Below are 25904 nucleotides of genomic sequence, written 5' to 3' on the forward strand. Positions count from 1 at the left end.
ACTGCGGCGCCGTGCGCGCACATCCCGGCGCCGCAGTGCCCGCACCACAGTTCGACGCCGCCTGAGGCGTGCATCTCGACCTCGACGTTCAGCGCGCCGACGGCGACCAGCGCCGCCGAGAACTCGCGCCCCGTCTCCGCGCGCAGCACGCGCACCGGCATGCGCGATGCGAGTGCGCGCCCGTCGTCCGCGTCCTCCTCGTCGAACAGCGCATCCACGTGCGCGTCGGTGAGGAGGATGTTGGTCATACCCTTGAGGCTACGGCGAGCCGCCGACATTCCCGCATCCGCAGAATCCGGCTGTGGAGAACACGGGCGGGATCGTGCGCGTTGACGAGATCGATGTGCCCTACGCCGTCGCCCAGGCCGGGAACGGGTCGGAGAGCGTGCGCCAGACGACGGGGCCGGCGGCGAACTCTTCGTCGGTCAGGCAAGCGTCGTCGAGCGCTCGTGTGAGGGCCGCGGCGTCGACGTCGAGACCGATGAATGCGATGTCCTGGCCGACAGCGAGCATCTCGTCGTCAGCGCCCAGATCCTCGTCCACGGCGACGGGCGGGAGCGAGAACATCGAGCCGACGTGCTCCCAGTGCGCGGTCGTTCCCGGCCGTGTCGCCAGGCGGCAGAATCCGACGGACCGCAGCACCGTGCCGAACGCGCCTCGTTCGAGCTCCTCATCCAGCAGGCGGCGCAGCCTCACCGGATGGAACAGCCGCGTGCTCTGGTAGCGGATGGCGCTCACCCTGTCGTCCGTCATATGCGGCGCATGATCGTCGTTCAGCAGGCAGATCCATCCTGGTCGGTCCTGCGCATCCGGTTGAGGGACCGGCACCTCGCGTGCGATCCCCTGGAAGGGATGCAACTGGAGCCTCGCCCGTGGGGCCAGCGCGCTCACGAGCGCCATCATCAGCGACAGATCCGGGGTCGAGAGCTGCTCCCAGCCGGCCATCACGATCGTCGATGCGTACTCGACCTGGGTCGCGGTCGCCAGCGCCCTGGCGCGGTGCACACGCCCAGAGGAGAACCGCTGCACGACGTAGTCCTCGCGGAGCAGGTCGTCGACGATGTGCGTCGCGTCGACGACGCAGGTGATGCCGACGAGCCGCGCGGGGGAGTCGGGCTCGGCGAACCGGCCGATGATCTCGGTCGGAGGGACTGTCGGAGGGAATTCGATCACAGCTCCCCGGTCGCCGCTCCACGGTGCGAGGGAGAGCGCCTCGTCGACGGGGTCAGGTGACATCGCGATGCGCGCGGCCGTGTGCAGCGATCGATCGGTGTGCTCGGCGAACCGCCTGGCGAACGAGGCGCGCTCCGGCGCGCAGGTGCCGACGACGGCGACGACCTCGGTGATGGTGCTCACGGGGCTCCCTTCGGACTGGCGGAGATTCTAGGATAGAGTAATGAGAACCGTTATCGATAATTGGGTGCGCCGACGTTGCGCGGAGCGCCGTGGACGAAGGGGTGCGCCATGAAGGTTCGCGCGTCGATCAGGTCTCTGAAGAAGCAGCCGGGCGCCCAGGTGGTGCGCCGCCGCGGCCGCACCTACGTCATCAACAAGCAGAACCCGCGCTTCAAGGGGCGGCAGGGGTAGCCGCGCGGTTCTGGGTGCACCGGCGGTGCGCCCAGAAGTCTCAGAGTGCCAGCTGCACGACCTGCTTGTAGGCGCCGAGAGGCGCGACGACCTCGAATCCGGCCCGCGTGAAGGTCGCGAGGGTGCCGACGAACAGCTCGTTCGACGATGCCTTCCGTCTCGCCGGGTCGCGCGGGTAGGCCTCCACGACACGCGCGCCGTTCTCGCGCGCGTGCGCGACGGCGGCATCGAGCAGGAGGCTCATGATGCCGGTGCCGCGGTGGTTCCGCGGAATCGAGAAGCAGGTGATGGCCCACACGGCCTCGTCGTCGAGCGGTTCGGCGCTCGCCTCGGCAAGCCCCCTGGTGTGTGCGAGGCGCTTCTGGGTGAGGCGGGGTCCGACGCGCACCCAGCCTGCGGGCTCGCCACCGACGTGCAGAATCACTCCGGGAGCCGGCGTCGTCGCGGTCTCGGATCTGAAGCTGTCGGTCAGTTCGTCGGTCGGCGTGCGTGAGAAATCGACCTGCCGCAGCATCGGCCACATGCACTGACAGGAGGGGCCGTCGCCGCCGCCGGCGAAGATCTCCTGCACATCGTCCCAATGGTCGGCCGTGATCGGGGTCGTCGTGATGGTCGGCATGCGCCCAGAATACGAAACGGTCGTGGTCGTGACCAGGTCTGCTGTGCCGGCATGCGGGCGGTCTCGGAGTCTCCGTCGCGCGCGGTCGTCGTGCCGCACCGGATGTCGTATGCCTGATTAGGAGAACGATTATCGATAGGCGTACGATGAGCGCATGACACGTCGCACCCTTCCCGTTCTCTCTCTCATCGCCGTATCCGGGCTCGCGCTCGCCGGTTGCGCATCCTCCGGTGACTCGGAAGCGAGTGAGAGCTCGAGCGGCGTCTCGATCGTCGCGTCGACCAGTGTCTACGCCGACCTGGCGACCAGCGTCGTGGGTGATGCCGCCGACGTCAGTGCGATCATCGACTCTCCGACGGTCGACCCCCACGACTACGAGGCCACGGCGCAGGACCAGCTCGCGGTGACCGAGGCCGATCTGGCGATCTTCAACGGCGGTGGCTATGACCACTACATGGAGCAGCTCGTCGAATCCGGCGAGGTCGAGCACTCGGTCATGGCCGTCGAGCACAACCACGACTACCCGGGCGAGGACGGCGAGAGCGGTCACGACCACGCCGACGAGGAGCACGATCACGCGGACGAGGAGCATGCCGAGGACGAGCATGACCACGCGGACGATGAACATGCCGAACACGAGCATGACCACTCCGACGAAGGCGACGATCACGCGGGCGACGATCACGATCACGCGGACGAAGGCGAGGAGCACGACCACGCCGACGACGAGCACGGCGAGCACGAGCACAACCACGTCGAGGGCTTCAACGAGCACGTCTGGTACGACCCGCACACGGTGATCCATGTCGTCGAGGCGATCGCCGAGGAGGCGGGCGGGCTGATCCCGGATGAGGCCGACACGTTCTCCGCGAATGCGGACGAACTGATCGCTCAGCTCGAGGGTCTCGAAGGCGATCTCGAGACCATCGCTGCCGATCACGAAGGGCAGACGGTGGCGTTCACCGAGCCGGTCGGCGGCTACCTCACTGCGGCGGCGGGCCTTGAGGACGTCACTGCCGATGGATTCGCCGAAGCCGTCGAGCACGGCCAGGAGGTCGCACCTGCCACGCTGCTCGAGGCGACGACAGCCCTCGAGGACGGCGACGTCGACGTGCTGGTGCTGAACCCGCAGACCGCCGGACCCGAGACCTCGGCCGTGCAGGACGCCGCGGAGTCGGGCGGCGTGCCGATTGTGGAATACGCCGAAACGCTCCCCGAGGGCGAGAGCTTCGTGACCTGGATGCAGGCCAACATCGACGCGCTCGCCTCCGCACTCGACGACTGACCCACGAACCCGGCCGCCGGATGCTCCTCCCGCACAGGGGCATCCGGCGGCTTGCGTTCGGATGAAAACTGTTATCAGGATCAGGGATAGAATCGTTCTCATGTCTTCACGCGCCCCCGTCCTCGACGTTCGCGGGGCGGGGATGGCGCTCCGAGGTCGCGAGTTGTGGGCAGGCCTCGATCTGCAGGTCGACCCCGGTGAGTTCCTCGCCGTGCTCGGTCCGTCGGGGTCGGGCAAGACCACGCTGCTGCGCGCGATCCTCGGCCTGCAGCGCCTCAGCGAGGGTGAGATCCGGGTCTCGGGTGAGCGGGTGCGCCGCGGCAACCCGCGCGTCGGATACGTTCCGCAGCAGCGGGCGTTCCCGCTTGAGACGAACCTGCGCGGTCGCGACCTCGTGGCTCTCGGCGTGAACGGGGCCAGGTTCGGGCCTCCGATCCCGCGACCCGGCACGCGGGCGCGGGTCGACGAGCTGCTCGATGCTGTCGGCGCGACAGGCTACGCCGACAGTCCGGTCGGCCGTCTCTCCGGAGGCGAGCAGCAGCGGCTGCGCATCGGTCAGGCGCTCGCCGACAGCCCCGACCTGCTGCTGTGCGACGAGCCGCTGTCGAGCCTCGACCTCGCCAATCAGCGCGCGGTCACCTCGATCATCAACCGGGAACGGCGCGAGCGCGGGGCGAGCGTGGTGTTCGTCACGCACGACGTCAACCCGATCCTCGATCACGTCGACCGCATCCTGTACATCGCGGGCGGGCGCTTCACACTCGGCACGCCGAAGGAGGTGCTGCGCAGCGACGTGCTCACCGACCTGTACGGCGCCCCGGTGTTCGTGATGCAGGCGGGCGATCGTCTGGTGGTCGTCGGCATTCCGGATGCGGATGCGCACCACGATCACGAGTTCGCGGCGGAGCACAACCACGAGGACGAGACATGATCAGTCGTATCGTCCCCGCGCTGGAGTGGAGCGACGTGCTGTCCTTCGAGAACTACGGCGCCCTGCTCCAGCTCGTCTCGAACGCGATCATCGCCGCCGGCGTGCTCGGCATCGTCGGCGGGCTGATCGGCGTGTTCATCATGCAGCGCGATATGGCCTTCGCCGTGCACGGCGTCAGCGAGCTGGCATTCGCGGGCGCGGCGATCGCTCTGCTCGCCGGAGCATCCGTCGTGGCGGGATCACTCGTCGGTGCCGTCGCGGCGGCCCTGCTGATCGGACTGCTGGGGTCGAAGGCCAGAGACCGCAACTCGATCGTCGGCGTGCTGATGCCCTTCGGGCTCGGCATCGGCATCCTGTGTCTGTCGCTGTACGAGGGGCGCAGCGCCAACCGCTTCAGCCTGCTGACCGGTCAGATCGTGTCGGTGACGACACCGGATCTCGGCTGGCTGATCGGCATCTCCGCCGCGGTTCTCGTGGTGCTGGTGCTGGTGTGGAACCCGCTGCGTTTCGATTCGCTCGACCCGGCCTCCGCCGCAGCGCGCGGCGTCCCATCGACGGTGATCAGCATGGTCTTCATGCTGCTGATGGGGCTGGTCGTCTCGGTCGCCGTGCACATCATCGGCGCGCTGCTGGTGATGGCGCTGCTCGTCACACCGGCCGCGGCTGCGATGAAGATCGTGCACGGCCCGCTCGCGGTGCCGCTGCTGTCCGCGCTGTTCGGCTTCGTCTCCGCCGTCGGCGGCATCATGCTCGCCATCGCGGGCACTCTGCCGGTGAGCCCCTACATCACGACGATCTCGTTCCTGATCTACATCGTGTGCCGCATCATCGCCTGGAGCCGCGAGCGCGCCATCCGGAACCGCCACCGCACCGAGCAGCCCACCCCCGCCTGAGCCCCGCGACTCCCGTACCAGTTCCGCCAGCGTGCCACTTGTGATCGAGTGTGCAGCGCACGCACACAGGTGCCACGCTCGATCACAAGGGGCACGTTCGGCGAGGTCAGCCGTTGTGGCGGCGGCGGACCAGCCCTGCACCAAGGGCTGCGGCCCCGAGGGTGAGCAGCACAAGGGCGGTTATCGCGGCGGGACCCGGATCTGCGCCAGTGGCGGCGAGATCGCCGGACTCCGAGGATTCCGACCGGCCGTCGTCGACTCCTGCGCTCGCGACGACACGGAAGTCGGCGCTCACCGCACCGGAATCGGCGCCGGTGAGCGTGACCTCGTGCCGCCCCGCACCCGTGTCACTCGGAATCGTCCAGGTGAACGAGACCGTGCCATCGGCATTCGCGGTCTCCTCGCCCAGGTCCAACGGGTCAGAGTGCATCACGCCTGCCACGATCTCGCCTGGTGCGAAGCCGCTGCCGGTGATCGACTGCTGCTGGCCGGGCATCCGCTCCGCGTGCGTCAGCGCCGCCGCCAGAGCCGGAGCATCCGGGTCGTCGGGGTCCGTGCCGGGGTCATCCGGATCGGTTCCCGGGTCGTCGGGATCGGTGCCGGGGTCATCCGGATCCGTCCCGGGATCGTCCGGGTCCGTGCCCGGATCATCCGGACCAGTCATGCAGTCCTCGTAGGCCGTCGCGTCGGGGGAGAATCGGAACCAGTCGAAGCTCGCCGTGATCTCGGGGGTCGTCGCCGAGCCTCGGAACGCGAACGGGCCGACGTGCGAGAACCGGGGGACGCCGGGCGAAGCCTCAGCGCTGAACCGTGACCCGATCGGGTCGAAGGTCGTACCATCCTGCGACACGGATGCCTCGATCTGCGTGCCGTCGCTGGTCAGCCGCAGCCACACCTCCGAGCCGGCGTAGCGCTGCTGCGTAGTGAACGACGGACTCCCCGCCGACACCAGCTCGGCCACGCGGCCGGGTTTCGCCTGGCCCATGTCGAGCTTGACGTAATCATCGTCGGATGCGTACAGCAGCAACCCGGCCTGCTGGTACTTCTGCGACGGGTCGATGCTCACCTTCGTGGTCACCTGCCACGCGCCAGTCGGGAGGGATTGCTGCACCAGCGGGGCTGCCGCGACGCCGCCGGCGTAGGTGGGGACGGTCAGGGCACCGCCCGTCGTCTCGTGCCGTGCGAGCTCCTCACGGACCGTGCGCTCCCAGTCGTCGCCGAGCGCACTGTCGAACTCGTCGGAACCCGGCGCTGCGCACGTGGCGAACACCGGGTTGTCCTCATCGACGGGGAAACCACCGAACGGCGGCTCGATGACCGTATCCGCGCCCGCCTTCGCCCAGGCGATGGTGCCGCCCAGCCGATCACCCGACTCGTAGAAGAGGTAGGTCTCGCCGTCGTCTTCGACGATCTCCGGTGCGGCCACGCGGCCGGTGTCGGTGCCCAGTCCGCTGGCTTCATGCAGCACGATCGGCAGATCGCCGACATCCCTCAGCGTCGGGTCGATCGTCCGTGCGTAGCTCTTCCCGCTCGAGGCGTGGTAGATGACGTAGAGCTGTCCGTCGTGTTCCCAGAGGTTCGCAGCCGACACGTTCGCGCCCTCTTCGACCCCCGGCTCCACGACGGGTACCGGGTCGACGACCCAGGTGCGGGCATCCACCGACTCTGCGAGGCGGATGCGACGGATGCCCCGGAGCCCGCCGTCGACAGGTGCGTCGTCATTGGCCATGTAGAACATCGCGTACTCGTACTCCGAGTCCGGATCGGGGTGGTCGAAGACGCGTGCGTAGCTGGACTCCGTGACCTTCGGCGTTCCGGGTGCATCGCCCATCGCATTGGTGACCGCCTCGCCGCCGTATTCGAAGGTGACGCCGTCGTCGCTGGTGGCGTATCGGGTGACGGAGTTGTCGCCGTGGAAGTAGAGGAACAGCTTCCCCTCCTCGGAGTTCCAGAACGCGTCGGGTGACGAGACATGTCGCGCGCCCGGCCTGCCGTCTTCGAGGTTGTAGTGCGGCTCCCAGACGTGCGAGATCAGCGGATTGTCCTGGTACTCCGTCCACGGCCCTTCCGGACTGTCGGCGTACATCAGGATGATGCCGCCAGGATCATCGTGCGGTGCGGTGTACAGGTACCACTCGCCGAGCGGGTTCTCGAGGTGCGCGCCGGCATGGAACACGCTCGGGAAGATGTACTCGTTCGCGCCGAAGTCCATCTCGGGTTTGTCGGTGACGATGCCCTGGTAGCCGAACTCCGGCCAGTCATCGGGCGGCGGAGCCACTTCCGAGGCGGTGACGGCGCCGGATGCCGCGGCCGCCGTGGTCGCGGAGGCCGGAAGCACTCCGGTCGAGGCGACGGTCGCCGCCGCGGCGACTGCGGCGATCGTCAGCGCGGCTCTGCGCAGACGTCTGATGGTGGATCTCATTCCTGCTCCCTTTCGTTGGGCGCCCGGATCCGGGCGCGACGAGTACCGGGCACCTCGTATCCGGCGCCCGCATGATGAGCTGCGACTCAGCCCTTCAGGCCGGTCTGGGCGAGGCCCTGCACGAACTGCTTCTGGGCGAACAGGAACACCACCAGTACCGGAACGACGGTGAGGGTCGTCGCGGCGAGCTGCACGTTCCACATCGGGCCGCCGTACGCGTCGACGTACTGGGTGAGCGCCTGCGGCAGAGTGAACATCTCCTTGCTCGACAGGTAGACGATCGGTTCGAGGTACAGGTTCCACGACTTCAGGAAGGTGAAGATCGCCACGGCCGCGAGCGCGGGGCGTGCCAGCGGGAACGCGATCCGCCAGAAGATGCCCCATCTGCCGAGTCCGTCCATCCGACCCGCCTCCTCCAGCTCACCCGGCAGGCTGATGAAGAACTGCCGCATGATGAACACGCTCAGCACCGCGGGTGCGCCGAAGATCGGGATGATGATCAGCGGCCAGTGCGTATCGATCAGGCCCAGAGCGTTCACCAGCCGGAACAGCGGAACGATCGTGACCTCGCTCGGCACGAGCAGCCCCACCAGCACGATCAGGAACAGCGCGTTCGCGCCGGGGAACCGGATGCGCGCGAAGGCGTAGCCGGCCATCGCGGCCACGAGCATGGTGCCGACCGTGACGATGATCGCGATGTAGAGGCTGTTCCAGTACTGCTGGGCGAAGGGCTGCAGTCGGAACACGTCGCCGTATGCGTCGAAGCTCGGGTTCTCCGGCCACAGCGTCGGAACGCTGCGCAGGATCTCGCTCATCGGTTTCAGGCTGGATGTGGCCATCCACCAGGTCGGGAAGATGAACGGGATGCTGAGCACGGCCAGCAGCGCGACCAGGCCGATCGTGGTCCAACGACGCTTGGTGCGCGAGCCGCCAGCACGCGCCCGGCGAGGCGGGATGGTCGAACCGGTCACGACGGATGTGGTGTCGACCGGATCGACGTCGGCCAGTGGAGCGTCAGTTCTCATGGAAGACCCACCTCTTTCGCGTCTGCCACTGGATCAGTGTCAGCACCAGGACGATCAGGAACAGCAGGACGGAGACGCCGCTGGCGTAGCCGAAGTCGTTGAAGCGGAACGCCTGCTGATACAGGTAGTAGACGAGCACGGTGGTCGAGTTGCCCGGTCCGCCGCCGGTGAGCACCGCGATCTGCGCGAACACCTCGAGCGATCCGACGATGGTCAGGATCGACGTGAGCAGGATCGTCGGGCTGATCATCGGAAGCGTGATCGAGCGGAACCGGCGCCACGCGCGTGCGCCGTCGATGCGCGCGGCCTCCATGATCTCCTCCGGCACGCCCTGCAGGGCGGCCAGGAACAGGATCATGTTCATGCCGACGTTCTTGAACACCTGCACCACGATCACCGAGATCATCGCCGTGACGTCGTGCCGCAGCCAGTTCGGCCCTTCTACACCGATGAGGGCGAGGAAGCTGTTCACGCCGCCGTCAGCCTGCAGCAGGAAGCTCCATACGATCGTCCATGCCACCAGCGACACGACGACGGGGGAGAAGAAGAAGGTGCGGAAAGTCGTCGTACCAGGCAGCTTCTGGTTCAGCAGCACTGCGAGGAACAGAGCGAGGGCGATGTTGAGCACGACGAGCCCGATGGAGAACCAGAGGCTCGCCAGCAGGGAGTCGTGCAGTCCCTGGTCGGTCAGCATCCGCTCGTAGTTCTCAGCGCCCGAGAAGACGAAGGTGTTCGCCAGCACGTTCCAGTCGTGCAGCGAGAACCAGAACACGGCGACCAGCGGTGCGATGACGAAGGCGAACGCGCCGAGAACGGCTGGCGCGACCATCGTGTAGCCCACGATCCAGTCGCTCCGTCTGGCCGCGGACACGCGTCTGCGCCCACCCGCGGGACGGGAAGCGCGCCCTGCGCGTCCCCGCCCCGCGGCTTCGACCGCTCCGGGTGCGGCTGTGGTGGTCATCCGGTATCAACCCTCCAACAGAGGTGCGATCGCGTCGCAGGTGTCGTCGAGCACGCTCTCGACGTCGGCATCGGCGCTCCACATCGCGTCGAGCTCGGAGCGCACGGTGTCCTGCAGCTTCGCGAAGTTCGCGTGCGTCGGCTTGGTGACGGCGTCCTGGATGCCGTCGACGACGACGGCCTGCAGCTGGTCCTCGCTGAGATTCGGGTTCGCCGATGCCAGCGTCTCGGAGTTCAGCAGCGACTCGCGCGGCGGCGGGAAGTACGTCGCCAGCTTCTCAGCGTTCTCAGGGTTGGTGAAGTGCGCGAGGAAGTCCGCGGCGATGGTGGGGTGCTCGGCATTCGCGAATACGCCGATACCGGCCTGGCCGATCACGTTCTGCTGGCCTGCAGGGCCCGCCGGCATCGGTACGAGGTCCCATTCGAAGGAATCGTCCAGTGAGGATGCGCGGCTGATCTGCGTGATGGTCATCGCGGCGTCCCCCGCGAAGAAGTCCGCGGTGGTGCCGGGCTGCGGCATCGCGTCGTCATCGAAGGTCGCATTGTGGATCCATGTCATCGCGTCGACCATGTCCTGGTCGGCGAGCGTGCACTGCGTGCCGTCGTCGCTCCACGGCGCAGCGCCCCAGCCGTTCCACACGGTGGCGAGGTTCTCCCAGGCCTGGTACTCGAAGTCGCGCACGACGAGTCCCTGCTTGCCGGATTCCTCTGCGGCGGCCGCCGACATGTCGCGGGCCGCGTCGAAGGTCCAGTCGCCGGATGCGACGAGGCCGGCCGGGTCGTCCTGGCCGGCGGCGGAGAGCTGGTCGGTGTTCACGAACATCGCGAACGGGCTGTTCGAGAACGGATAGGCGAACAGGCCGTCGTCCTGTTGCCAGAGCGCGAGCGACGACTCAAGCAGGTCGTCGTAGGCGTATCCGTCGGTCTCCTCGAGCGTCGGCGCGAGATCGACCAGAGCCCCGCTCTGCACGAACTCCGGAGCGTAGCTCTCCAGGATCCAGCCCATATCCGGTGCGTTGCCTCCGGCGAGCTGCGTGGTCAGCGTCGTGGTGTAGTCCTCGAACGGGATGGACTCGAAGGTCACGTCCGAGACGAGATCCGGGTTGGCGGCGACGTAGGCATCTGCGATGTCCTGGAACAGGCCGAGCTGTGTCTCGTCGGCCGTCCAGACCGTCATACGCAGCTCCACCGGCTCGTCGGGAGTCTCTGTCTCTGTGGGGGAGCTGCTGCAGCCAGCCAGGGTGAGCGCGGCAGCCGCGACGCCGCCTGCGACCGCGAGCAGTGCGCGCCTGCGGCGCGATTGCGGATGGATCATGATGTTCTCCTCTTCATTGAGAGTTCTCGAGTGTGCGTAGGGGGCTCAGTAGGCGTGCACGCGGCCGTCGGGCCAGTGCCGCTCGACGCCCGCCGCGTCGAGTTCGCCCTGATAGGCGGACAGCTGTGCGGGGTCGGCGTGCACGGCATGCGGTGTGGTGCCCGTCGCCGTGCAGAACGCGGCGAGGTGACCGGCCGCCTCGCCGATGTTCCACTCGACGGGGTGCAGCCGGTAGCAGCCGTTCGTGATGTGCGTGGTGCCGATGTTCTTGTTCGCCGCGAGCAGGTTGGTCATCCGCTGGGGGATGAGCGCGCCGAGCGGGATCTCGAAGGGCGTGGACGCGACGTCGATGTAGGTGTCGCCGCCGGTGGAGGGATGCAGATCGATGCGGTACATGCCCACCCCGACCGACTCCTCATAGCGCGTCGCGCCCGCGTCGCCGCGCACGGCATAGGAGACGTCGTTCTCGGTGATGGTCGTCAGGGCCCTGATCCGGCGGGACTCGCGGTGGTACGGCGCCTGCGCGAGCCCGTCATCCGAGCCCATCACATCCGGTCGCAGCCGCAGGCCTGGGAAGCCGGCGCCGCCGTCGGGGCGAGGTGCCTCGGTCTGCATCCAGTAGAGCATCGACAGGCTGAGCCGTCTGGCCGCGTCGTAGCGCTCGAGCTCCGTCTCGCGCGGCGCGTCGAGCACCGGCGCGACGAAGTAGTCGATGCTCGGCCAGTTCACCAGACAGATGTCGCTGGCGTAGAACCCGTCGGCGAACAGATCACGGGCGGCGATCCGGCGGAACAGCCACAGGTTGTGATCTCCGGCGTTGCGTGACTGGTCGGCGTCGACGGCGAGTGCGTCGTCGCCGGGGTTCGGGTCGAACTCGCGGGTGCCCATCTCCAGCGTGCGCGGGTTCGGGGCCGTCCACGACAGCATCCGCTCGCCCTGCCAGGCATCCGGCGCGTAGTCGCGCCAGAAGTCGTAGTCGGCGGGGCGCTCGATGGTGTGGTCGCCGTCGACGTGCTCGACGACGAAGCACACGCTCAGCGCCTGCACGTTGTCGGGCTGCGCGACATCCGGGGCGCTCGGCTCTCCCGTCTCGGCGCGCGATTCGAATCCGGTGACGTACTCGGTGCCGGTCAGCGGCAGCAGCTCGCCGGTCTCGGTGGAGTCGATCACGTACGGAGCTGTGACCGTGGTGCGCTCGCCGCCTGTGACCGATTCGAGCGTGACGGCCGTCACGCGGTCACCGTCGACCGTCGCGGCGACGGGTCGGGTGCGCTCGAGCAGTCGGATGCGCCCGGATGACCGGTGCGGGGCGAGCATCTCCTCGAGCACGCCGACGGCGACGCGCGGCTCATGGCAGAGCTTCGAGACCCAGCCGGCGCCGGGGTTGAGAGCCTCCCTGGCTCGGGCGGCGTCGGTGAGAGGATACCGACGCCGGTATACGTCCCTGATGCTGTCGCGCAGCGCGCGGTAGCGAGCCGTGACGCCGAACTCCTCCACCCACGGGTGCTCGTCAGGTGGCACCGCCTGGGACGTGAGCTGTCCGCCGATCCATGGGAACTCCTCGGTCAGGATGACGTTCGCGCCGCGGTCTGCGGCGGCGAGGGCTGCGGCGACGCCGCCGAGTCCGGCGCCGACGACGAGGATGTCGGTGGTCAGTTCACGCGTGGTCACGAATGGTTCCTTCTTCGTTGTCTGAGGTGGCCGCCACGGCGAGGGTCTCGCCGTCGACGTCGGGGCAATCGAGCATCTGATGGAAGTCTTCGTCGTCGAGCGCCGGCGCATTCTGCATCCGGCCATCGGGCGAGCGGGGTGCAGGGGACTCCTGGTCGACGATCCGAGACAGCAGCACGAGGGCGCGTGCGCCCATCTCCTCGCGCGGGATGGCGAAGCCCGACCAGATGCGACCGCCGTGCCGAGGGTGCAGCGGTTGCCCGAGCAGCAGCATCGACACGTCCTGCGGTACCTTCAGTCCCCGCGCCAGGAGCTCGTCTGCGAGTTCCTCCGGGTAGTTCTCCGGAGCGACCAGGATCGCGGTGAGACGGCGTTCGGCGATCTCCTGCGCGGCACCCGTGACGTCGTGCACGTCGACGAAGCGCAGCGGCAGGCCATGGGCGCGCATCGCGTTCCGGTATCCCTCGACGCGGTCGAGCGTGGGCTGGTCGGTCGACTGCGGCCCCGCATACCCGATACGGGTGTGCCCCGCCGCGAGCAGTCGCTCCACCTGGCGCGAGGTGGCGGTGATGTAGTCGGCGCCGACATACGGCAGCATCCGCCCCTCGCTCACGCGCTTCCCGATGAACACGAACGGATAGTTTGTGTCGAGCAGGTGCTGCAGCTCGCCGCGGTCCTCATGCTGGCCGAGCAGCAGACAGCCGTCGGCGATGCCGAGCCGCTGCCAGCCGTCTCTGGCCAGCCGGCGGCGCCCCTCGACGACCCGCGCCGACGTGAACAGCAGCATGTCGACGCCGAGCTTCTCCGCAGCGTGTTCGATGCCGACAAGGAATGCGCCGTAGAAGTCCTGACCGCCGCGCGGGAAGGTCGACTCGTAGGTGAAGACGCCGAGGATCTGGTTTCGGCCGCCCGCGAGGCGCTTGGCGACAGGGTTCGCGGAGTAGCCGGTGATCCGGATGGCGTCGAGCACGCGGCTGCGGGTCTCCTCGGAGATGCGAACGCCAGCGGGAGCGTTGCCGTTCAAGACGAAGCTCACGGTGGACTGGCTGACGCCGGCCATCGCGGCGACATCGGCCTGTGTGAAACGATGACGCGGCATCCGATCCTCCTCAATCTGCGAACGCTGGGGCGATGACACAGAAGTCTGCGGGGCGGCGAAAGCGCGGTCAAGAAGATAATGCGCATTATTAATGCAGGCCTCTGCGGTGTGATTCCGCCCATCGCGCACGCCGATCCGCATTATCGGCGGACGTCGGCAACCTGTCACCGCCTGATCCCCTTGTCTCCCGCGCCGCGCCTGCGAAAGTGCCGGTTGTGATCGAGTGTGGGACTTGCGCACGCACACAGGTGCCATGCTCGGTGCAAAGGGGCACGCTCGGCGGGGATGCGCAGATGCGGCGCAAGTCGCGACCAGCCGCATCTGAGCTGGGCGCCGTAGACTCTCCCCATGGCCCAGAGGAACACGTGGCAGCGCGAGCGCGTGCGGAACGCGCTCGGCGAGGTTGAGGGTTTCGTGAGCGCGCAGACGCTGCACCAGGTGCTGCGCGACGCCGAGACGGGCATCGGCCTGGCCACCGTGTACCGCACGCTGGCAGGCCTCACCGCCAGCGGCGAGGCGGACTCGCTGCAGAGCCCCGAGGGCGAGGCGCTCTACCGCGCATGCGAGAGCAGCGGGCACCACCACCACCTGATCTGCCGCTCATGCGGCACTGCCGTGGAGATCGAGGCGACGGCCGTGGAGAAGTGGGCCCGCGACACGGCGGCGCAGAACGGTTTCATCGAGGCCGAGCACGTCATCGACATCTTCGGGCTGTGCGCGGCGTGCGCCGCAGCCCGCGACTCTCGATGACCCAGATCGCCGAGCGTCCGCGTACGCGTCGTTGGAAGGGCCCGGTCGTCGGCATCGCCGCCGTCGCCTGCCTCGTCGCGATCGCGGTGTTGGCGCCTGGCATCTTCGACGACCCGCTGCCGACCAGGCTGCAGGACGGGCTGACCCTCTCGCTCAGCGTGCTGATCGAGGCGCTGCCGTTCGTCATGCTCGGCGTCGTGCTCTCGATCGTGATGCAGGTGTGGGTGCCGTCAGGCGTGATCGAACGCATCATGCCCCGTGCGGCCTGGGCGCGTCGCGCGGTGCTCTCGCTCGTCGGCATGGTCGTCCCGGTGTGCGAATGCGGCAACGTCCCGTTCGCGCGCGGCCTGATCATGAGGGGCGTCGGCCCGGCCGACACGCTCGCGTTCCTCGTGGCGGCTCCGATCGTCAACCCGATCGTGATCATCACCACGCACCAGGCGTTCGGCTTCGACGACGGCATCCTCATCGCCAGGCTGGTCGGCGGCTACCTGATCGCCAACCTCGTCGGCTGGCTGTACAGCAGGCATCCGGATCCGCAGGCGCTGCTCACGGGGCGCTTCGCCCAGACCTGTGAGACGGCATCGCACGATCACAGCTCGCGCGCGGCCCGCACGGTCGCCCAGTTCGTCGTCGAGCTGCGCGCCGTGATGCCCGCGCTCGTGATCGGATCGGCCGTCGCCGGCGCCGTGCAGGTGCTGGTGCCGCGCAGCCTGCTCGTCGCCATCGGCTCGAACCCCGTGCTGTCGATCGTCGCGATGGTGCTGCTGGCCATCACCGTCGCGATCTGCTCGAATGTCGACGCGTTCTTCGCCCTGTCGTTCGCCGCGACCTTCTCACCGGGCTCCCTCGTCGCCTTCCTTCTGGTGGGGCCGGTCGTCGACCTGAAGATGATGGCGCTGATGCGCACGACGTACACGACCCGCGTGATCGCCGGCATCGTCGCCGTGGTCATCCTCACGGCCGTCGCGATCGGAATCGGGGTGAACCTTGTCGTCTGACCGCATCGGCTCGATCGGAGTGCGCTGGCTCGGCGTCGGGCTCACCTCGGCGCTCGCCGTATTCACGCTGGGGCTCGTCGCGACCGACCGCCTCTCGCTGTTCATCAATCCGGCGCAGACGCCGTTCGCGGTTGCGATGGCGCTGATCGCACTCGTCGGCGCCGTGTGCTCATTTGCGCTGCCGCTGGGAGCGGAGGCCGACCACGGCCACGACCACAGCGATCCGGATGATCATGAGCACGCCGCGCCCAGCGCGCGCGCGACCGGGGCCAAGGCCGCGGCGATCGCAGGAGGCGTCGTGGCGACGCTGGTGGGCGCCGGCGCGGTGCTGCTTCCGCCGCGCTCGCTGTCCGTCGAGCTGGCATTGGAGCGCGACACGGGAACGGCTCCGCTGTTCGCCGGGGCCGACGAGGTGACGTTCGCCGCCTCCGTCGACACCGACTCGTTCGGCGTCGGCGGCTGGGCCGCCGCGTTCGCCAGGTCGACCAACCCCGACACCTTCGACGGCGCGCCCGTCACACTCACCGGCTTCGTCACCCCGGGCGACGACGGGTTCCGCCTGGGGCGCCTGGTCATCACCCACTGCGTCATCGATGCCCAGCCCGCCTACGTGCCGATCGAAGCGGATGAGAGCTTCGAGCAGGGGCAGTGGGTGGAGGTGACAGGCACGGTGACGGCGACCGGTCAGGGCGCACTCACCGTCGAGCCGGATGAGATCACGCCGATCGACGAGCCGGACGAGCCATATGAGTACTGAGCGTTCGGCTGGGCGCCGCGAAGCGCGCATGCGAAAGGGACGGCGCCGGTTCGCTGCGGCGTTCGCCGTCGTGGTCGGCGTGCTCGTCGTGGCCGTGGCGGCCGGGTCCGTCGTCAGCCTCACGCAGGGCCCTCGTGTGAGCAGCGTGGTCGTCGACCCGCAGGCCGCAGCGGAGTCGTCGGGAAGCAGGGTCATCCTGACCGCCAACCAGGCGCTCGGGGAGGTCTCGCACGACCAGGTCGAGGTGACACCTGCCGTGCCCTTCACCGTCGACGCGGCAGGTCGCGAGATCGGCGTGCGCTTCACGGCGCCGCTCGACGACGACACGGAGTACCGGATCTCGGTGCCCGGCGTGCGCGCGGTAGGCGGGGGCCCTGTCTCGACGCTCGAAACCGACTTCCGCACCCCGCCGGCCACAGTGTTCCTGCTCGAGCGCACGGAGGGCGACGACGAGATCTACCGCACCGGACTCGACGGTGCCGACCGCGAGACGGTGTTCGCCTCGCCGGAGATCGACGACTTCCGCTCAGCGGCCGGCCTGATCGTCGCTTCCGTCCGCAATTCGGACGGAAGCGCGTCCCTCATCCGGATGAACGACGACGGCTCTGCTGCGGAAGAGTTCGCCCTGCCCGGTGACGGCACGATCCGGAACCTGCAGCTCTCAGAGCGCGGCGGTCGCATCGGCTACACCTACACCGACCTGCCGGCCAGCTCTGGCGAGGCGCCGGAGCGGGAGGCTCAGCTGTTCACCGCGTCGCTGCGTGCGCCGGGGGATGCGCCCAGTGCGGTCGCCGTCGCGGGCGAGGTGCCCAGCGTCGACACGTGGCAGTTCGTGCCCGACTCGTCCGCCGTCCTGCTGATCGACTTCACCGGCGAGCTCGTGATCGTAGAACCGGGTTCCGACGCCGAACCCGGCGTGCTCGGATCTGCGGTCGACATCGACGCGGTCGCCCGCGGCACCTACACTGCGATCGTTGAGCGGCTCGAGGACGGGATGGTGTGGATCGACCTCGCCACGGGAGACGAGGAGCCGCTCGTGGCGCCCGACCCCGAGCCCGGACTGCTCGGGAACGTGCTTCCGCTGCCATCGGCGACGGGAGAAACGGGCGGCGTCGACTCAGTGCGCCAGTACACGGTGCTCGGCGAAGACGGCGTGCCGACGGCGCAGCAGGTGACGTTCGTCGCGGCGGACGGCACGGCGCGCGAGGTGGTCACGATCGATATGCCGGACGCGCTGCTGCAGACCTGCCTGTCGCCGAGCGCGCGCTATGTCGCCGCAACCGTTGCGGGGGATCTGGCATCGAATCCGTACGACACCATGTCGCTGCCGATGCCTGCCCAGGTCGACACACTCGTCTACGACATCGACTCGGGGGAGCGGGTTGCCGCGCTGCCGGGCTTCGGCGTCTCGTGGTGCGCCGCCGGGCCGTGATCTCTGACTGCTTCTGCGGTCGGGTTTCATGAAATCGACGTAAAAAGTTCTCGCAGAAGTCTTCCTATGTATGCCTGTACCCCAATATGGTGGTGTGCGACGGTGGGAACGGCCCGCCGCCTGAGGAAGGAAACTTCATGGACATCATCACCGGTCTTCTCGAGACGATCCTCGGCCTGGTCGGCGGACTCCTCGGCGGTCTGCTCTGACAGCACTTTCCCGCGGCTGCGGGACCCGGCGGGGGAGGGCTTCGGCTCTCCCCCGCCTTCGTGTGTGCGCATCCTCGAGCGCGGCGCATCGCCGCGCGAGGTTCGCGAGCCGATGCTGGACATGCTAGGATCGATCTTTGGCTGTGCGCACTCCTGTGTGCAGTCCGCTCATCCCCATCCGGACACAGCCCGATCAGGGTCGGATGACGGGTGAGCAGGCAAGAGATCTTGGGTGGCTCCGTCCGGAGTCACGGTACTGAAGGAGAGAACCATGGCAGCTGTGTGCCAGGTGACCGGCGCCGTTCCCGGCTTCGGTCACAACGTCTCGCATTCGCAGCGGAAGACGAAGCGCCGCTTCGACCCGAATGTGCAGAAGAAGACGTACTTTGTTCCGTCGCTGGGCCGCAAGGTCACGCTGAATGTTTCCGCCAAGGGCATCAAGGTGATTGACGTTCGTGGCATCGACTCGGTCGTGAAGGACCTGATCGCGAAGGGTGTGAAGCTCTGATGGCGAAAAAGGCACAGGACATTCGTCCGATCATCAAGATGCGTTCGACTGCGGGCACGGGGTACACCTACGTGACCAAGAAGAACCGTCGCAACAACCCCGACCGTCTCGTGCTCAAGAAGTACGACCCGGTCGTCCGCAAGCACGTCGAGTTCCGCGAGGAGCGTTAATCATGGCCAAGAAGAGCAAAATCGCGCGCAACAAGCAGCGCGCAGAGATCGTGGCTCGCTACGCCGAGAAGCGGGCTCAGCTGAAGAAGACTCTCGTCGACCCGACTGCGAGCGACGACGAGCGCGAGGCCGCCCGCGTCGGCCTGCAGAAGCTTCCCCGCGACGCTTCGCCGGTGCGCGTGCGCTCGCGCGACGTCATCGACGGCCGCCCGCGCGGTGTGCTGACGAAGTTCGGCATCTCGCGTGTGCGCTTCCGTGGCATGGCGCACCGAGGCGAGCTGCCCGGCGTGACCAAGTCGAGCTGGTAAGCACTCAGCCGTAGGCTCAGCACGAGCCGACGCAAAGGACCCGAGCCCGGATCATCCGGTGCTCGGGTCCTTTCTGCTGTCGTGGTGTTACCTATTGGCATAGCCCTACCTGCGTAGGTATATCCTGATGTGCGAACGCATTGCAGCTTCCGGACCGATCACCCAACGAAGGGCTTCGCACCCCATGACAACCGCCACAGCCTCCGCACGTGACCTGCGCTCTCACCTCGAGCATTCGCCGATGTCCGTCTACCAATGGGCCATCGTCGCCTGCGCCGTGCTCCTCAACGCCAACGACGGCTTCGACGTCGCCGCGATGTCGTTCGTCTCGCTCAACGTCGAGAACGAGTTCGGCCTTTCAGGGTCCGTGCTCGGCACAGTCATCAGCGCGACACTGGTCGGCATGGCCATCGGCGCGGTCGTCATCGGCCGGCTCGCCGATGTGCTCGGTCGTCGCTGGACCGTCGTCGGATCGGCCGCGCTGTCGACGGTCGGGATGTTCCTCGCGGCGTCGTCTCAGGACGTCGTGCAGCTCGGCATATGGCGCGTGCTCACCGGGCTCGGCGTCGGCGGAATTCTCGCGAGCATCACGGTGATCACGTCCGAGTACTCATCCGCCCGCTGGCGGGGCCTTGCCATCGGGGTCTACTCGGCCGGCTACGGCGTGGGCGCCTTCCTCGGCGGGCTTGCCGCCAACGGGCTGCAGGCCGAGTTCGGCTGGCGGTCGGTGTTCTTCGTCGGGGCCAGCGTCAGCGTGCTGATCGTGATCGCCCTCGCGCTCATCACACCGGAGTCGGTGCAGTTCCTCGTCACCCGTCGGCCCAAGTACGCGGACAAGGCGCTCACGCGCATCGCCGCCCGCGTCGGTTATGACCCTGCGCGGGCGACGCTCGCGCAGCAGATCGACGAGTCCGCCCCAACTGCGGCGAAGTCCGGCTTGTCCGAGCTGTTCAGCCGCAAGGTGATCGTGGCCACCGTGCTGCTGTGGGTGGCGTTCTTCACCGTCATGTTCGGCTTCTACTTCGTCAACTCGTGGACGCCCCGTCTGATGACTGAGGCGGGCATGACCCAGGAGCAGGGCGTCTACATCGGAATGGCGCTCGCGATCGGCGGCACGATCGGATCCGTGCTCTACGGTGTCATCGCCGCCCGCGTGGAGCGCGAGAAGCTGCTGCTGGCGTTCCTGCTGATCTCGGCTGGCACGATCATCGTGTTCGTGCTCTCGACGGCGCTGCTGACGATCGCGATGGTGCTCGGCGTGCTCGTCGGCCTGTTGGTGAACGGCTGCATCGCGGGTATGTACTCTGTGGCACCCACTCGCTACGCGACGTCCGCCAGGGGCACCGGTGTCGGCGCCGCCCTCGCCGTCGGGCGCGTCGGCGCCATCCTCGCCCCGATCCTGGGCGGGGCGATGCTCGACTCGGGCTGGACGCTGGTCATGCTCTACTCGAGCGCGGCGATCATGCTCGTCGTCGGCGCCGTTGCGGTGGCCTTCCTGCGCCGCATTCCGGAGCCCCGCGAAGCCGACTGAAGCGGTCACAATCGTCACAATCGTCACATCGAGGCGCGACACGCCACGGGAAAACGATGAAAACGAGCGAAAATCCGCGGAATTCCGCGGTGCGTTGGTACTGTCAAACCGGTCCCAACGACCAACCGGGGGCAATCGCCCTCGGCTCGAACCACCACATCTGCGGCGCCGAGAGCCGCTGGAGGATGACATGGCCGACAAGTCCATCAACAAGACCGAGCTCGTTGCGAGCATCGCCAGCGCGACCGGCCAGAGCCAGGCCGCGGTTTCGGGCGTGCTCGACGCCTTCTTCACCACGGTTTCGGAGTCCGTCGCCAAGGGAGCGAAGGTCTCGATCCCCGGTTGGATCGCCTTCGAGCAGGTCGACACGGCCGCTCGCACGGGTCGCAACCCGCAGACCGGCGCCGAGATCAAGATCCCGGCGGGCAAGCGCGTCAAGGTGACCGCCGGCTCGAAGCTCAAGGCAGCCGTCAAGTAAGAGGCTTCCTTCCAGCGGCGCCCCGCAGGCTTCGGCCTGCGGGGCGCCGCTGTGTGCGGCCCGCACGCTCCTTCCGGTGCGTCGTTCTGCACCACCAGCGGTCATCCGGCTGCTCCGGGTACCCCGAACTGCGGTTCCGCCGGGCGGGAAGCGCGATTCGGGGTACCTGAACGGATGCCGGATGCTGCGGTTCGGACGGTTTGCAGGTGCGGGTGCCTAGGCTGGTCGGGTGAATCCGCGCGCGCTGCGGGCCGTCGGGCCGGCGCTTCTCATCGTCTCGGCGCTCGCCGTTGCCGCATGGGCGCTCGTCGTCGGCGGTGCGACTGAAGCCACGGAGCTCGCCGATGCCGGCCCTGTCGTGAGGTGGAGCCTGCCGCTGGCGAAGCTCGGCGTGAACCTCTCGGCCGCCGTGATGCTGGGTTCGCTCGTGCTGGCGCTGTTCGCCCTGCGGCAGGGGGAGCGCGAATGGGACATCGCGCTGGACACCGCGTCGATCGGCGCCGCCGTGTTCACCGTCGCATCCGGCGCCGTCACCTTCCTGACCTTCCTCGACACGTTCACCCCGCAGGTCAGCGCCGGGCAGGAGTTCGGGGCGCAGTTCGGCCGCTATCTCGTCGAGCTCGAACTCGGCAGGGCCTGGATGATCACGACGGTCCTCGGCGCGGGGCTCACCGTGCTCGCGTTCGCGGTGCGCGGCTGGATTCCGACGCTGATCACGGCCGGCGTCGCCACGGTCGCGCTGATCCCGATGGCGACACAGGGGCACTCGGGCGATCTCGCCGACCACAACATCGTCGTCACCGCGCTGGCCATTCACGTCATCGGCGCCGCCGTGTGGGTCGGCGGGCTGTTCCTGGTCGTGATCGTGCGGCCGCGGCTGGCTGCGGACAACCGCGCCGACCGCGTCCGACCGGTGCTCGAGCGCTACTCATCACTCGCGCTGATCGCGTTCCTGCTGGTGGCGTTCTCAGGCATCCTGCGCTCGTTCGCGTCGATCTCGCGCATCGACGAACTGTTCACCACCACCTACGGCTTCATCCTGCTGGTGAAGATCATCGCTCTGCTGCTGATGGGCGCGCTCGGGGCCTGGTACCGCGCCAAGCTCATCGCCACCCAGCGCAACGGCGCGTTCTGGATCATGGTGACCCTCGAGCTCGCGCTGATGGGCGTCGCCTCCGGTGCCGCCGCGGCGCTGGCCCGCTCCGTGCCGCCGCTCAACGAGCAGCCGCCGGCGCTCGAGACGCCGGCGCAGTTCCTCAACGAGGCCGCGCTCCCGCCGGAGCTCACTCCCATCCGGTTCCTGACCGAGTGGGAGGTCGACCCGCTCTGGCTCGTCGTCGGCGTGCTGGGCATCGCCTTCTACGTCGCCGGCGTGCTGCGCCTGCGCCGTCGGGGCGACACATGGCCGATCTATCGCACGGTGCTGTGGGTGATCGGCATGCTCCTACTGATCTGGGTCACCAGCGGTGCGCTCAACGCCTACGGGCACTACCTGTTCAGCGCGCACATGCTGCTGCACATGCTGCTGGCGATGGCGATTCCGCTGCTGCTTGTGCCCGGCGCCCCCGTCACACTCGCCGCGCGCGCGATCCGCAGACGCGATGACGGCACGCGCGGCGGCCGCGAGTGGATCCTCTGGGTCGTGCACAATCCGGCCGCCAAGGTGCTCACGCATCCGCTGGTCGCCGCCGGCATCTTCGTGGGGTCGCTCTGGCTGTTCTACTTCACCGATCTGTTCCGCTGGGCGCTGTACGACCATCTCGGCCACGAGTGGATGGTCGCGCACTTCCTCATCTCCGGCTACCTGTTCGTGATGTCGCTGACCGGCATCGACCCGATTCCGTACCGGATGCCGTATGCGGGGCGTCTCGTGACGCTGATCGTCACGATGGCGATGCACGCGTTCTTCGGCATCGCGATCATGAGTCAGTCCGGGCTGATGGTGGCGGAATGGTTCGGTGCGATGGGCCGCACGTGGGGTGCGACGCCGATGGAGGACCAGTACGTCGGCGGCGGCATCGCGTGGTCGATCGGCGAGATCCCGACGGTGATCACGGCGATCGTGGTCGCCATCCAGTGGAGCCGCAGCGACGAGAAGCAGCAGCGCCGATCCGACCGCCACGCCGACCGCACCGGCGACGCGGAGCTCGCCGCCTACAACGCCAGGCTCGAGGCGATCGCGAAGCGCGACGCCGAACGCGAGGGCCGGTAACCCGCCGCGGGTCGCGCACCGCACCGCGCCGCGGAAACCCGCGAGCGTACCCTTTCGCGCCGAGCGGACCCGCGCCGTTCCGTACGCACATAAGGGGTCCGTACGAACACAAGGGGTCCACTCGATGAGGGGATCTCCGTACGGCTACCTGAGCAGCGGGGCGCCGATCTGGATACGGGCCGACCCGTCTTCCAGCAGATCGACCGTGCCGTCGATCTGGAAAGGGACGTCTTCGGAGATGTGGCTGATCGAGCCGTCGACGTACGACTGCACGTCGACCTCGATGTGGGCGACGCCGTCGGCGGGCCGGATGCTCCACCAGTCGCCGTCCGGCACCAGGTCGATCTCGGGATACTCGACGATGGTCCATTCCGGCTGCGTGCCCGGAGCCACGAGATTGTCGAGTCGGTAGCCGTACGGGCAGTCCTCTGGCAGGAGCACGTTGCGCGAGCCGCACGACTCGCTCAGCCACGACTCGGCCTTCTCCTCGATGACTTCCTGGAACTCATCGGACGGCGCGGCTTCGACCGCAGCCTCTGCGGGAGTCAGCGGCTCCGTCACGGTGACGTTCACGGCGTCTGCCTCGGTGGTGGCGGTATCGACGGCGATGGCGTAGGTGCCGGGAGCGAACGCGAGCATCGCGATCGTGTCGTCCGGTTCCGCCCCGAGACCGGCAGGCGACACCTGCCGCTTGTCGAGCTCGAATCCGTTCACCTGGAAGCGCCACGACCCGTGCACGTCGACATCGATCACAGCGAGAGGGCTCTCGGCGAACTGCCACGTCGGAACGAGACCGCTCCATCCGGTCTGCGCCACGCGGAACGTCGTCTCGTGGGTCCCGCCGTCCATCCGGTACTCGAGCGTCACGTCGATGATGCCGTCGTCAGCTGCGCGCTCCGACACGGACCGGATGTCGGTGACATCGTTCGAGAGCGTGGAGGAGCGCAACAGGGCGTCGTGGGCGAAGCCAGGCAGCCCCGCAGCCTCGAGCTCCTCGCTGTCGACGCCGACACCGCTGACGGTGAGGGCATCGGCCGCGCGACCGTCGGCGATCAGCTGCACGTATCGCTCGGCGAACGCGCTCGGACCCCAGTACTGGCGGTACAGCGACGCAAGAGCCGCAGCGATGGCGCCGAGCAGCAGTGCACCGATCACGATGAATCCGACGACCTCGAGCGCACGCGAGCGGCGGGGCTCGCCGACGCGGGACGAGGAGACGTCGGCCTGCTGCATGCCGACCAGTCTAGGGACGGCGTTTTCCATATCGCCTGGGGACAGCCAGAGGATGCCGAAACGTGAGGCGCGGTGGGGGCACCCGAGGGACGCCCTAGCATGGAGGGATGACCGCGCCCGCTCTGTCCGCGGAGCAGGAGAGCCTGTTCCGGCTGATCGAAGACACTCGGGAGCACGTCTTCATCACGGGCCGCGCCGGCACTGGCAAGTCGACCCTGCTGCGTCACCTGACAGCGAACACCGGCAAGCAGATCGCGGTGTGCGCACCGACCGGCGTCGCAGCGCTCAATGTCGAAGGCCAGACGGTCCACTCACTGTTCCGTCTGCCTGTCGGGCTGATCGCCGACACCGACCTCGAGCAGAACAGCACCACGCGGAAGATCCTGAACGCGATCGACACCCTGGTGATCGACGAGGTGTCGATGGTCAACGCCGATCTGATGGACGGCATCGACCGTGCGCTGCGGCAGGCGCGCGCCCGTCGTGCCGAGCCGTTCGGCGGTGTGCAGGTGATCATGTTCGGCGACCCGTACCAGCTCGCTCCGGTGCCGCCCCGCGGCGACGAAGCGCGCTACATCAACGACCACTACCGCTCGTTCTGGTTCTTCGACGCGCACGTGTGGGCCGGTCACGCCGCGCAGGACGGCGTGCTCGAGGTCGGACGCCACGGCGCCGACCTGCACATCAGAGAGCTCACGCACATCCACAGGCAGTCGGACGACGGGTTCAAGACGATGCTGAACGCGGTGCGCTACGGCCGCGTCACGAAGGAGATCGCCGACGCCCTCAACAACGCAGGCGCCCGCACGCCGCCTGACGACCCCCGCGACCCGGTGATCACCCTCGCCACGCGCAACGACAGGGTGAACGCGATCAACTCCCGCCACCTCTCCCAGCTGCCCGGCCGGGAGCAGATCGCCAGAGCCGACGTCTCAGGCGACTTCGGTCGGGGCGATCAGTACCCGGCCGACGAGGAGCTCAAGCTGAAAGTCGGCGCCCAGGTGATGTTCCTGCGCAACGACGCCGGTTCCGGCGGTGAGCCGCCGCGCTACGTGAACGGCACGATCGGCACGGTCACGAAGATCGTCGGCGACGCCGTGCGGGTCGAGGTCGACGGTGAGGAGTTCGACGTCGAGCCCGTGGTGTGGGAGAAGTACCGATACGCGTACGACCAGCACACGCGCAAGATCAGCCGAGACGTCGTCGCCGAGTTCACGCAGTTCCCGCTGCGGCTGGCCTGGGCCGTGACGATCCACAAATCGCAGGGGAAGACGTACGACAGGGCCGTCGTGGATCTCGGCTCCGGGGCGTTCGCGCCGGGTCAGACCTATGTGGCCCTGTCGCGGCTGAGCTCACTCGACGGGCTGCATCTGTCTCGGCCGCTCCGCCCGAGCGACATCCGGGTCGATGAGGACGTGCGCCGATTCATGCGCGCGGTGTGGGAGGCTCAGGGCGACCGGATGAGGGTGAACGGATGACGCGGTGCCCGTCGGGTGCGCTCCCAGGCG

General features: G+C 68.1%; 25 protein-coding genes. 15 read left to right on the top strand and 10 right to left on the bottom strand.

Annotation, left to right across the window (positions count from 1 at the left end):
• Together CIK77_RS11240 and CIK77_RS11245 are read right to left on the bottom strand one after the other, a co-directional pair.
• Window positions 1-248, bottom strand: a 248-nt coding sequence (locus CIK77_RS11240) for a hypothetical protein (RefSeq protein ID WP_147271152.1), incomplete at its 3' end; no start/stop codon positions are given.
• 100 nt (window positions 249-348) lie between these two features.
• Complete coding sequence (locus CIK77_RS11245; protein ID WP_249268464.1) at window positions 349-1356, bottom strand: GTP-binding protein; 1008 nt, start codon at window positions 1354-1356, stop codon at window positions 349-351.
• A 108-nt stretch (window positions 1357-1464) separates the two neighbouring features.
• On the opposite strand from CIK77_RS11245, the gene ykgO reads away from it, so the two are divergent.
• Window positions 1465-1587 carry a type B 50S ribosomal protein L36 gene (ykgO, locus tag CIK77_RS11250; RefSeq protein ID WP_087053749.1) on the top strand — a complete coding sequence of 41 codons (123 nt, stop codon included), beginning with the start codon at window positions 1465-1467 and terminating at the stop codon, window positions 1585-1587.
• Between the two features lie 40 nt (window positions 1588-1627).
• On the opposite strand, the gene CIK77_RS11255 is transcribed toward ykgO, so the two are convergent.
• Window positions 1628-2206 carry a GNAT family N-acetyltransferase gene (locus tag CIK77_RS11255; RefSeq protein ID WP_087053850.1) on the bottom strand — a complete coding sequence of 193 codons (579 nt, stop codon included), beginning with the start codon at window positions 2204-2206 and terminating at the stop codon, window positions 1628-1630.
• Between the two features lie 154 nt (window positions 2207-2360).
• Here CIK77_RS11255 and CIK77_RS11260 point away from each other — a divergent pair, with 154 nt between their 5' ends.
• The 3 genes from CIK77_RS11260 (at window position 2361) to CIK77_RS11270 (ending at window position 5315) form a co-directional block, all read left to right on the top strand.
• Window positions 2361-3491 (top strand): metal ABC transporter solute-binding protein, Zn/Mn family, encoded by a 1131-nt coding sequence (locus tag CIK77_RS11260; RefSeq protein ID WP_087053750.1) that lies wholly within the window; start codon window positions 2361-2363, stop codon window positions 3489-3491.
• 100 nt (window positions 3492-3591) lie between these two features.
• A complete protein-coding gene (locus CIK77_RS11265) occupies window positions 3592-4422 on the top strand; it encodes a metal ABC transporter ATP-binding protein (protein WP_087053751.1) in 831 nt (276 codons plus the stop codon).
• Window positions 4419-5315 carry a metal ABC transporter permease gene (locus CIK77_RS11270; protein WP_087053752.1) on the top strand — a complete coding sequence of 299 codons (897 nt, stop codon included), beginning with the start codon at window positions 4419-4421 and terminating at the stop codon, window positions 5313-5315. Before CIK77_RS11265 ends, CIK77_RS11270 begins: the two co-directional genes overlap by 4 nt.
• Before the next feature lie 106 nt (window positions 5316-5421).
• On the opposite strand, the gene CIK77_RS11275 is transcribed toward CIK77_RS11270, so the two are convergent.
• The 6 genes from CIK77_RS11275 to CIK77_RS11300 form a co-directional block, all read right to left on the bottom strand.
• Complete coding sequence (locus tag CIK77_RS11275) at window positions 5422-7737, bottom strand: DUF1349 domain-containing protein (protein WP_087053753.1); 2316 nt, start codon at window positions 7735-7737, stop codon at window positions 5422-5424.
• A gap of 86 nt (window positions 7738-7823) precedes the next feature.
• Window positions 7824-8762 carry a carbohydrate ABC transporter permease gene (locus CIK77_RS11280; protein WP_087053754.1) on the bottom strand — a complete coding sequence of 313 codons (939 nt, stop codon included), beginning with the start codon at window positions 8760-8762 and terminating at the stop codon, window positions 7824-7826.
• Window positions 8752-9723, bottom strand: coding sequence for a carbohydrate ABC transporter permease (locus CIK77_RS11285; protein WP_087053755.1), 972 nt, complete (start codon window positions 9721-9723; stop codon window positions 8752-8754). The genes CIK77_RS11280 and CIK77_RS11285 overlap by 11 nt, the downstream gene beginning before the upstream one ends.
• 6 nt (window positions 9724-9729) lie before the next feature.
• Window positions 9730-11037 (bottom strand): ABC transporter substrate-binding protein, encoded by a 1308-nt coding sequence (locus CIK77_RS11290; RefSeq protein ID WP_087053756.1) that lies wholly within the window; start codon window positions 11035-11037, stop codon window positions 9730-9732.
• Window positions 11038-11082: 45 nt separating this feature from the next.
• On the bottom strand, window positions 11083-12708 hold the full coding sequence (locus CIK77_RS11295; RefSeq protein ID WP_212647432.1) for an FAD-dependent oxidoreductase: 1626 nt from the start codon (window positions 12706-12708) through the stop codon (window positions 11083-11085).
• Window positions 12695-13807, bottom strand: coding sequence for a LacI family DNA-binding transcriptional regulator (locus CIK77_RS11300; RefSeq protein WP_170934023.1), 1113 nt, complete (start codon window positions 13805-13807; stop codon window positions 12695-12697). The genes CIK77_RS11295 and CIK77_RS11300 overlap by 14 nt, the downstream gene beginning before the upstream one ends.
• 348 nt (window positions 13808-14155) lie before the next feature.
• Between CIK77_RS11300 and CIK77_RS11305 the strand changes: the two genes are divergently transcribed.
• The 10 genes from CIK77_RS11305 (at window position 14156) to CIK77_RS11350 (ending at window position 23163) form a co-directional block, all read left to right on the top strand.
• A complete protein-coding gene (locus CIK77_RS11305; RefSeq protein WP_087053758.1) occupies window positions 14156-14557 on the top strand; it encodes a Fur family transcriptional regulator in 402 nt (133 codons plus the stop codon).
• The gene (locus CIK77_RS11310; RefSeq protein ID WP_087053852.1) at window positions 14554-15558 is read left to right on the top strand and encodes a permease; all 1005 of its coding nucleotides are present in this window, start codon (window positions 14554-14556) and stop codon (window positions 15556-15558) included. Before CIK77_RS11305 ends, CIK77_RS11310 begins: the two co-directional genes overlap by 4 nt.
• The gene (locus CIK77_RS11315) at window positions 15548-16315 is read left to right on the top strand and encodes a TIGR03943 family putative permease subunit (protein ID WP_114347256.1); all 768 of its coding nucleotides are present in this window, start codon (window positions 15548-15550) and stop codon (window positions 16313-16315) included. Before CIK77_RS11310 ends, CIK77_RS11315 begins: the two co-directional genes overlap by 11 nt.
• Window positions 16305-17747 carry a hypothetical protein gene (locus CIK77_RS11320; RefSeq protein WP_140403482.1) on the top strand — a complete coding sequence of 481 codons (1443 nt, stop codon included), beginning with the start codon at window positions 16305-16307 and terminating at the stop codon, window positions 17745-17747. Before CIK77_RS11315 ends, CIK77_RS11320 begins: the two co-directional genes overlap by 11 nt.
• A gap of 480 nt (window positions 17748-18227) precedes the next feature.
• Window positions 18228-18464, top strand: coding sequence for a 50S ribosomal protein L28 (rpmB, locus tag CIK77_RS11325; RefSeq protein ID WP_087053761.1), 237 nt, complete (start codon window positions 18228-18230; stop codon window positions 18462-18464).
• Window positions 18464-18634 (top strand): 50S ribosomal protein L33, encoded by a 171-nt coding sequence (rpmG, locus tag CIK77_RS11330; RefSeq protein WP_087053762.1) that lies wholly within the window; start codon window positions 18464-18466, stop codon window positions 18632-18634. The genes rpmB and rpmG overlap by 1 nt, the downstream gene beginning before the upstream one ends.
• Window positions 18635-18636: 2 nt before the next feature.
• Window positions 18637-18942, top strand: coding sequence for a 30S ribosomal protein S14 (gene rpsN, locus CIK77_RS11335; protein ID WP_087053763.1), 306 nt, complete (start codon window positions 18637-18639; stop codon window positions 18940-18942).
• Between the two features lie 241 nt (window positions 18943-19183).
• A complete protein-coding gene (locus CIK77_RS11340; RefSeq protein WP_212647426.1) occupies window positions 19184-20473 on the top strand; it encodes an MFS transporter in 1290 nt (429 codons plus the stop codon).
• A 190-nt stretch (window positions 20474-20663) separates the two neighbouring features.
• Window positions 20664-20951 carry an HU family DNA-binding protein gene (locus tag CIK77_RS11345; RefSeq protein WP_087053765.1) on the top strand — a complete coding sequence of 96 codons (288 nt, stop codon included), beginning with the start codon at window positions 20664-20666 and terminating at the stop codon, window positions 20949-20951.
• A 229-nt stretch (window positions 20952-21180) separates the two neighbouring features.
• Window positions 21181-23163 (top strand): cytochrome c oxidase assembly protein, encoded by a 1983-nt coding sequence (locus CIK77_RS11350; RefSeq protein WP_087053766.1) that lies wholly within the window; start codon window positions 21181-21183, stop codon window positions 23161-23163.
• 144 nt (window positions 23164-23307) lie between these two features.
• Here CIK77_RS11350 and CIK77_RS11355 read toward each other — a convergent pair whose 3' ends face one another.
• Window positions 23308-24396, bottom strand: coding sequence for a hypothetical protein (locus CIK77_RS11355; RefSeq protein ID WP_087053767.1), 1089 nt, complete (start codon window positions 24394-24396; stop codon window positions 23308-23310).
• Window positions 24397-24503: 107 nt separating this feature from the next.
• Between CIK77_RS11355 and CIK77_RS11360 the strand changes: the two genes are divergently transcribed.
• Window positions 24504-25874, top strand: a complete 1371-nt coding sequence (locus CIK77_RS11360) for an ATP-dependent DNA helicase (RefSeq protein WP_087053768.1) — start codon at window positions 24504-24506, stop codon at window positions 25872-25874.
• Window positions 25875-25904 lie beyond the last annotated feature (30 nt).

It is taken from the genome of Microbacterium sp. JB110 (assembly GCF_003335195.1).
Taxonomy (GTDB): domain Bacteria; phylum Actinomycetota; class Actinomycetes; order Actinomycetales; family Microbacteriaceae; genus Microbacterium.

Bases quoted from the DNA above. Each gene is read 5' to 3' on its own strand.
- CIK77_RS11280 (WP_087053754.1), bottom strand. From the start codon at position 8,762: ATGAGAACTGACGCTCCACTGGCCGACGTCGATCCGGTCGACACCACA.
- CIK77_RS11300 (WP_170934023.1), bottom strand. From the start codon at position 13,807: ATGCCGCGTCATCGTTTCACACAGGCCGATGTCGCCGCGATGGCCGGC.
- CIK77_RS11265 (WP_087053751.1), top strand. From the start codon at position 3,592: ATGTCTTCACGCGCCCCCGTCCTCGACGTTCGCGGGGCGGGGATGGCG.
- CIK77_RS11345 (WP_087053765.1), top strand. From the start codon at position 20,664: ATGGCCGACAAGTCCATCAACAAGACCGAGCTCGTTGCGAGCATCGCC.
- CIK77_RS11255 (WP_087053850.1), bottom strand. From the start codon at position 2,206: ATGCCGACCATCACGACGACCCCGATCACGGCCGACCATTGGGACGAT.
- CIK77_RS11320 (WP_140403482.1), top strand. From the start codon at position 16,305: ATGAGTACTGAGCGTTCGGCTGGGCGCCGCGAAGCGCGCATGCGAAAG.
- CIK77_RS11260 (WP_087053750.1), top strand. From the start codon at position 2,361: ATGACACGTCGCACCCTTCCCGTTCTCTCTCTCATCGCCGTATCCGGG.
- rpmG (WP_087053762.1), top strand. From the start codon at position 18,464: ATGGCGAAAAAGGCACAGGACATTCGTCCGATCATCAAGATGCGTTCG.
- CIK77_RS11340 (WP_212647426.1), top strand. From the start codon at position 19,184: ATGTCCGTCTACCAATGGGCCATCGTCGCCTGCGCCGTGCTCCTCAAC.
- CIK77_RS11270 (WP_087053752.1), top strand. From the start codon at position 4,419: ATGATCAGTCGTATCGTCCCCGCGCTGGAGTGGAGCGACGTGCTGTCC.
- CIK77_RS11275 (WP_087053753.1), bottom strand. From the start codon at position 7,737: ATGAGATCCACCATCAGACGTCTGCGCAGAGCCGCGCTGACGATCGCC.
- rpmB (WP_087053761.1), top strand. From the start codon at position 18,228: ATGGCAGCTGTGTGCCAGGTGACCGGCGCCGTTCCCGGCTTCGGTCAC.
- ykgO (WP_087053749.1), top strand. From the start codon at position 1,465: ATGAAGGTTCGCGCGTCGATCAGGTCTCTGAAGAAGCAGCCGGGCGCC.
- CIK77_RS11360 (WP_087053768.1), top strand. From the start codon at position 24,504: ATGACCGCGCCCGCTCTGTCCGCGGAGCAGGAGAGCCTGTTCCGGCTG.
- CIK77_RS11305 (WP_087053758.1), top strand. From the start codon at position 14,156: ATGGCCCAGAGGAACACGTGGCAGCGCGAGCGCGTGCGGAACGCGCTC.
- rpsN (WP_087053763.1), top strand. From the start codon at position 18,637: ATGGCCAAGAAGAGCAAAATCGCGCGCAACAAGCAGCGCGCAGAGATC.
- CIK77_RS11290 (WP_087053756.1), bottom strand. From the start codon at position 11,037: ATGATCCATCCGCAATCGCGCCGCAGGCGCGCACTGCTCGCGGTCGCA.
- CIK77_RS11285 (WP_087053755.1), bottom strand. From the start codon at position 9,723: ATGACCACCACAGCCGCACCCGGAGCGGTCGAAGCCGCGGGGCGGGGA.
- CIK77_RS11355 (WP_087053767.1), bottom strand. From the start codon at position 24,396: ATGCAGCAGGCCGACGTCTCCTCGTCCCGCGTCGGCGAGCCCCGCCGC.
- CIK77_RS11310 (WP_087053852.1), top strand. From the start codon at position 14,554: ATGACCCAGATCGCCGAGCGTCCGCGTACGCGTCGTTGGAAGGGCCCG.